This window comes from Nostoc sp. FACHB-110 (assembly GCF_014697425.1).
In the GTDB taxonomy this organism is placed as follows: domain Bacteria; phylum Cyanobacteriota; class Cyanobacteriia; order Cyanobacteriales; family Nostocaceae; genus Nostoc_B.
This window is the reverse complement of sequence record NZ_JACJRU010000008.1, coordinates 201,637-208,341: the sequence shown is the minus strand read 5'-3', so window position 1 is coordinate 208,341 and position 6,705 is coordinate 201,637. Positions and strand designations below refer to the sequence as shown.

The window sequence follows — 6,705 nt, the reverse complement described above, 5'->3', positions numbered from 1 at the left end:
AAGCGGTAGGATAGTTCCCACTCACGTCCTAAGTAGCAGAATACGCCAATCAGGAAGTGGAAGATTACCAATTGGTATGGGCCACCGTTGTACAGCCATTCATCTAAAGAAGCTGCTTCCCAAATTGGGTAGAAGTGCAAACCAATTGCGTTAGAGGAAGGTACTACTGCGCCGGAGATGATGTTGTTTCCGTACAGTAAGGAACCTGCTACAGGTTCACGGATACCATCGATGTCTACGGGGGGTGCAGCGATGAAGGCGATTACGAAGCAGGTGGTTGCAGCTAGCAAGGTGGGGATCATTAACACGCCGAACCAGCCAATATACAGGCGGTTGTTGGTGCTGGTAATCCAGTTGCAGAACTGCTCCCATACGTTGGCGCTTTTGCGCTGTTGTAAGGTTGCTGTCATGTCTTTATGATTGCTTTGGTTATGTATGTTCCAGGTGTTTTTACCTGTTGTTACATATCTTAAACAATAACATTGCAATTTGTAAAGCATTCTGAGAAAAAAATTTTTTACCTGTCCTGGGGAAAGCTCTAATACTGAGCTACAGCGAAGGTTTCACAATACAGAGTGCCGCATTTTTAATAAGTAGCTGTTATTTACAATTCTTCAAAATCTTGATCTTATGTCAGTTGCCAACACTTTTAGCGTGACTTACAGCCCTGCTTACACAATCGTTCCCACCTATGAGTGCTTCAACCGCTGTACCTACTGCAACTTTCGTACCAACCCTGGCGAAAGCCCTTGGATGAGTTTATTAGCAGCAGAAACACTATTAAAACGGCTGCAAACGAAAAAAGTCTGCGAAATCCTCATTCTCAGTGGAGAAGTACACCCTCACTCGCCACAGCGTCAAGCATGGTTTCAAAGAATCTACGATTTATGTAAATTAGCTCTAACTCTGGGATTTCTCCCCCATACCAATGCTGGGCCTTTGAGTTTTGCAGAGATGGAACAACTAAAAAGCGTCAATGTATCAATGGGTTTGATGCTAGAACAGTTAACACCAAAATTATTAGAAACTGTTCATCGCTATGCACCGAGTAAATTACCAGAACTCAGGCTACAACAATTAAAGTGGGCGGGAGAGTTACAAATTCCTTTTACCACAGGGTTACTGTTAGGAATTGGCGAAACTTTTGATGATTGCTGGGAAACATTAGAAGCGATATCTAATATTCACGAACGCTATCATCATATTCAAGAAGTTATTTTGCAACCCCACAGCCCAGGTAATCAGCAAACCTTTGATGCAGAAGCTTTTGACCCTAATCAGTTACCAAAAGTCATAGCCAAAGCACGTCAGATTTTACCACCAGATATAATAATTCAAATTCCACCAAATTTAGTGAAAGATGAGCAATGGTTACTTGCTTGTATCGAAGCTGGTGCAAGAGATTTAGGTGGAATTGGGCCAAAAGATGAAGTAAATCCCGATTATCCTCATCTTCAAGAGCAAGAATTGAGAAATATTTTAGAACCTGCAGGATGGAAATTATTGCCTCGGTTGCCTGTTTATCCGCAATTCGATGGTTGGTTATCAAAGGAATTGCAAGGGGCTGTGCAACGGTGGAGATAAATTAAATTCTCCAAGCTCATTTGAGAATGCACCTACCACAAGACAGAGCTTACACCCTAGAAACTGTTGTAAAATAAACAATAGATGGATTCGGAGGGCCAGTTATCTGGTCATAAACGCCTATAGAGACTATCTTCGGAAATCTCCAAGGTTTAAAGTCCAGCCAGCTGAAACAACTACAGCGGCTGTACCACCAGCGTATACCAGGCGATCGCATCACAACGCCTGAATTCTCCCAGCGTCTGGCAGCAATTAGCACAGAAATCAATCAACCTGTGTGTGCCTATCTCAACCGTCGCGGACAAGTGATTCGTGTTGGGGTAGGCACACCGCGTCAGACCCAAATTCCCCCGCTAGAACTGCCCCGTTACGGTGCAGAACGTCTTAGCGGTATTCGCTGTATTGCCACACATCTGAAATCAGAACCACCAAATGAAGTGGCCCTGACAGCTATGGCAATGCAACGCTTAGACGCATTGGTGATGCTAAATATTACTGGGACAGGATTTACTCGGCGTGGTGGTGGTGCTACAGGATACGTCAAAGAAGTTTATTTAGCTCATTTAGTATCGCGTAATAAACAGCTAGTAGCAGCCCAAAATTTAGCGCTCAAGGCTCAAGATTCAGCAATCTACTCCAGCATATCGCCGCCGATGAGCTTAGATATGCTAGCCGAACAAGACTTTATCGATTTAGTCGAAGGACTAGAAGAAGAATTCCGTCGGGAATTCGTCGCCCAAGAAGTAGATGCAGATCATGACCGCGTGCTAATTGTCGGAGTAATGACTGATGGGTTGACTCTCCAACAATTCCACGACACTCTAGCAGAGTTGGGACGGTTGGTAGATACTGCTGGCGGTGATGTACTACAAACAGTACAACAAAAGCGATCGCGTATTCATCCGCAAACAGTGATTGGTGAAGGTAAGGTGCAAGAAGTCGCCTTAACTGCCCAAACCCTGGGATGTAACCTCGTTGTCTTTGACCGTGACCTCTCACCCGCCCAAGTCCGCAACTTAGAAGCGCAAATTGGTGTTCGGGTAGTTGACCGCACAGAAGTAATATTAGATATCTTCGCCCAACGCGCCCAGTCTCGTGCTGGTAAATTACAGGTAGAACTAGCGCAGCTAGAATATATGCTGCCGCGACTAACTGGTAGAGGGCAGGCAATGTCTCGGTTGGGGGGTGGTATTGGTACTCGTGGCCCTGGTGAAACCAAACTAGAAACAGAACGCCGGGCTATTCAAAGACGCATTTCTCGACTGCAACAAGAAGTCAACCAGTTGCAAGCCCATCGTTCGCGCCTACGCCAACGGCGACAACATCAAGAAGTTCCTTCAGTCGCTTTGGTAGGTTACACCAACGCAGGCAAGTCCACCTTGCTAAATGCCTTGACCAATGCCGAAGTATATACAGCCGACCAGCTGTTTGCGACTCTCGACCCCACGACGCGCCGCTTGGTAATTCCCCATGCTGACACTAATGAACCCCAAGAAATTCTCATTACAGATACTGTAGGGTTCATCCACGAATTACCTGCATCTTTAATGGATGCCTTTCGCGCCACCTTGGAAGAAGTCACAGAAGCTGATGCTTTACTGCATTTAGTCGATTTGTCTCATCCTGCTTGGTTGATGCACATTCGCTCAGTTCGGGAAATTCTCGCAGCCATGCCTGTAACTCCCGGCCCTGCGCTAGTTGCCTTTAACAAAATAGATCAAGTAGACAGCGAGAGACTAGCCATAGCGCAAGAAGAGTTTCCTTTAGCTGTGTTTATTTCAGCTAGTGAACGTTTAGGGCTAGAAACCTTGCGTTTGCGTCTTAGCCAGTTAATTGATTACGCTGTTGACTCTCAGTAAATACCGAAAATAATTTTGAATATTTGGTGAAAAATGCCGTGGTTATATAAACTGCGGCTTTAATTTTTCGATATTTCTCCTGAAAACAATTTCTAGATTACTCTGTGTAAGAATCACAATTATTTACTCAACTTTAGAGCAATACGGTTCAGTTAAGATACAAGGTTGGGTGTAGCGATAGCGTAACCCAACAAAGTATGCGTCAATGTTGGGTTCCGTTCCTCCACCCAACCTACACCAGTCTAAGTTGTTGCCTTAACTGAACTGTATTGCAATATAGTTCAGATCAGCATTTTTTCGTTTGCTGTCTACGACGTTGCCATTGTTAAATAAATATCAATTTATTTCATGAAAAGAGAATAATTTCGGTGATGTTTAAATTATTGGGGCATTTTATGATGATATTTACAAGATTATTCAGAAATATAGGGTTAAATTCTCAGTTCTCAAAAAATAGTTAGGAATTAATAAATAAGGATGTAAAAGTATTTTTGCCTAAAAATCAAGATTTGCCTAAACACTACGTATAAACAAAGTGCTTTTTTGAGAGATTGATGATTTACCTACTAACGGGCATAACTACATAATTAAGCACAAATCATACTTATGATACAGACATATCAGAATAGAGGATATATATAATTTTGCTGGTTGAGGGCTGTTTAACATCTAATAACTTTGCCTGAGTCAGAAATTTCCTTTGTGGCCATGATTTTAATACCAATTCTCCGTGAAATTGCACATTATTTTCACTCCTCCCAACCTCCCCTTAGCAAGGGTAGGTGAGGCAGACAGTAGAGTTTTCTCTATAAGTCTTAATCAAGAATTGGTATAAGTTCTTTTCATGCTCAAAAATTATTCAGCCTTACTGAGCTTTTGAGTTGCTGAATTTTTGGTGTTTATTATAACTCCATATTTGGATATAAATAAATTTTTGCCTTTGATGTATCAGTAATATTTAGGGTATTTATTAGGTAATAATAGCTAAATTATATACAGTATTTTATCGTTAAATAGCTATACTGAGCTTATATAAACTAATAAAGTAAATTGTCGGCTGCATCTAAAACTTTATCTTTCCCCTTGATCCCTAGCCAGTTAAAGGCAAAAATCTGTAGGTATTTGCTCTACCAATCTTTGATAAATATGACGAAATTATAAAAACATCCTAAAGTTTATTTTTCTGTTGGGATCGCTAGAACACATATCAAATAATCATTTGTTGGCAATAATCCGTATTTGTATCTAGACGCAAAATATAAAGATGCAAATTAGCCCGAAACGGCACTAAAGATGAACCCAAATGAAACCGATTAATTTTTTAACATCTGCCTGTAGATATTGCCGTCACTACAAGCCAGAGGGTCGTCGTGGCGGAATGTGTCAACAGTTAGGCGCGCCAGTACAAGCAACATGGAAAGCTTGTTCTTTAGCACTTCCACCTTTTGCGCCTTCTTGGGAAACATTGGAGGATTCTTGGAGTTTGCCAGATGCAACCCCTGTTTTAGGAACTTCTCATTCTTTGGTTTCTGGGACGGAAAATATTGCTGTTTTACCTGTTGAGGAAACTGTGAATCTGATTTCTGAAGAAACTGAGGTTAAAACAGTCCTAATTTAACTGTTATTTTTAGTGTATTTAGTTAGTTGTTTAAAAAAAATTTGGCTGGAAATTTTCAGTGCTATCCAATTGACATCTTGAAAAATCGCACCTCATCCCAACTGTGTGATTGCTAATAGACAATCTGCGTGACAAGATTTTGCCAAATCACTTAAACAAGATTATCTCAGCAAAAATTGGTGCTGCTTAAAGGTGCGATTTTTGCCATTTTAAGGCAACCAAGGAAAAGAGCGAAAATCGGGCGATCGCTTTTCTAAAAATGCTTGTTTTCCTTCCGCACCTTCTTCGGTCATGTAATAAAGTAAAGTTGCATTACCAGCGAGTTCTTGTAAACCCGCTTGGCCATCACAATCAGCGTTGAATGCAGCCTTAAGACAGCGAATTGCGATCGGACTTTTTTGTAATATTTCCTGCGCCCATTGAATACCTTCGGTTTCTAATTGTTCAATTGGCACAACACAATTAACTAAACCCATTTCTAGGGCTTGCTGGGCGTTGTATTGGCGGCAGAGAAACCAAATTTCTCGGGCTTTTTTCTGTCCAACAATGCGGGCGAGATAACTAGCACCAAACCCACCATCAAAACTCCCAACTTTCGGCCCAGTCTGTCCAAAAATCGCGTTATCAGCAGCAATAGTCAGGTCGCAAATCAAGTGTAAAACGTGACCGCCACCAATAGCATATCCCGCAACTAAGGCAATCACCACCTTTGGCATTGACCGAATCAAGCGTTGCAAATCCAGCACATTTAAGCGAGGTATACCAGCATCATCTACATAACCAGCTTGTCCGCGCACACTTTGGTCGCCGCCAGAACAAAAGGCGTATTTGCCATCAGTGTGGGGGCCTGCACCCGTAAATAAAACTACGCCAATATTTGTATCTTCACGGGCATCACAAAACGCATCATACAGTTCAAAGACAGTTTTTGGACGGAAAGCATTACGTTTGTGAGGGCGGTTGATGGTAATTTTGGCAATGCCATCAGTTTTGTGATAAAGAATGTCTTCGTAAGTTTTAACAGGTTGCCAGTTGACTTGCATGAGAATGAATTGCGCTATTGTGCTTGAGAATTTTATCGCGGACTGGGAAGCGATCGCTAAAATTTAGTCTCTCAAGTACAATCAAGGATGAAAAAAGTCTGAAGTGTAAAAAAGGAATGATGGAGGATAGGTTGTCTATATTAGTTTTCAGACTTCATACTTCAGACTTCAGCCTTGATAATACTTTACAAGTTTTCTAATCTAAGCCGAGAGGAGATTGCCGCAATGTTGGGACTAATTAAAGAAGAACCACGGGCTATTCGGGAAGCTAAGGAAGAAGCAAGGCAAGAAGAAGGGCAAACACTTGTTCTTCGACTGTTGAATCGTAAATTGGGTAAGATTTCTGATGTATTGCTGTCCCAAATTCAGGCTTTGTCGCTAGAACAAATAGAAGCTTTAGCTGAAGCTTTGCTAGATTTTTCTGCGATCGCAGATTTGGAAACATGGTTAAACTCTCAAGTATAAAAGTCATAGCTTTGTGACTTCAACGCAAATCAACGTCAGCCACTGTCTAGGTAAATTACTGACTTAAGTTAGCATCAGATTAGCTAACCAGTGATAGAGGTAGTTATGGGGCAGAATTGGTTGCGGATTACTCACC

General features: G+C 41.8%; 5 protein-coding genes and 1 pseudogene. 4 read left to right on the top strand and 2 right to left on the bottom strand.

From position 1 onward, the window contains the following. A pseudogene (locus H6G69_RS10880) lies at positions 1–410 on the bottom strand (photosystem II q(b) protein); the annotation flags it as partial. 220 nt (positions 411–630) lie between these two features. Here H6G69_RS10880 and cofG point away from each other — a divergent pair. From cofG to H6G69_RS10865, 3 genes are all read left to right on the top strand, one after another. Beyond that, complete coding sequence (gene cofG, locus H6G69_RS10875) at positions 631–1,584, top strand: 7,8-didemethyl-8-hydroxy-5-deazariboflavin synthase subunit CofG (protein WP_190685784.1); 954 nt, start codon at positions 631–633, stop codon at positions 1,582–1,584. A 122-nt stretch (positions 1,585–1,706) separates the two neighbouring features. Further along, entirely contained in the window at positions 1,707–3,443 is a 1,737-nt protein-coding gene (gene hflX / locus H6G69_RS10870) for a GTPase HflX (RefSeq protein WP_190685825.1), read from the top strand. A gap of 1,303 nt (positions 3,444–4,746) precedes the next feature. After that, the gene (locus H6G69_RS10865) at positions 4,747–5,061 is read left to right on the top strand and encodes a hypothetical protein (RefSeq protein WP_190685780.1); all 315 of its coding nucleotides are present in this window, start codon (positions 4,747–4,749) and stop codon (positions 5,059–5,061) included. Between the two features lie 209 nt (positions 5,062–5,270). Here H6G69_RS10865 and menB read toward each other — a convergent pair whose 3' ends face one another. Next, entirely contained in the window at positions 5,271–6,104 is an 834-nt protein-coding gene (gene menB / locus H6G69_RS10860) for a 1,4-dihydroxy-2-naphthoyl-CoA synthase (protein WP_190685777.1), read from the bottom strand. 225 nt (positions 6,105–6,329) lie between these two features. Between menB and H6G69_RS10855 the strand changes: the two genes are divergently transcribed. Further along, entirely contained in the window at positions 6,330–6,569 is a 240-nt protein-coding gene (locus H6G69_RS10855) for a DUF4351 domain-containing protein (protein WP_190685774.1), read from the top strand. Positions 6,570–6,705 lie beyond the last annotated feature (136 nt).

Bases quoted from the DNA above. Each gene is read 5' to 3' on its own strand.
- cofG (WP_190685784.1), top strand. From the start codon at position 631: ATGTCAGTTGCCAACACTTTTAGCGTGACTTACAGCCCTGCTTACACA.
- H6G69_RS10865 (WP_190685780.1), top strand. From the start codon at position 4,747: ATGAAACCGATTAATTTTTTAACATCTGCCTGTAGATATTGCCGTCAC.
- menB (WP_190685777.1), bottom strand. From the start codon at position 6,104: ATGCAAGTCAACTGGCAACCTGTTAAAACTTACGAAGACATTCTTTAT.
- H6G69_RS10855 (WP_190685774.1), top strand. From the start codon at position 6,330: ATGTTGGGACTAATTAAAGAAGAACCACGGGCTATTCGGGAAGCTAAG.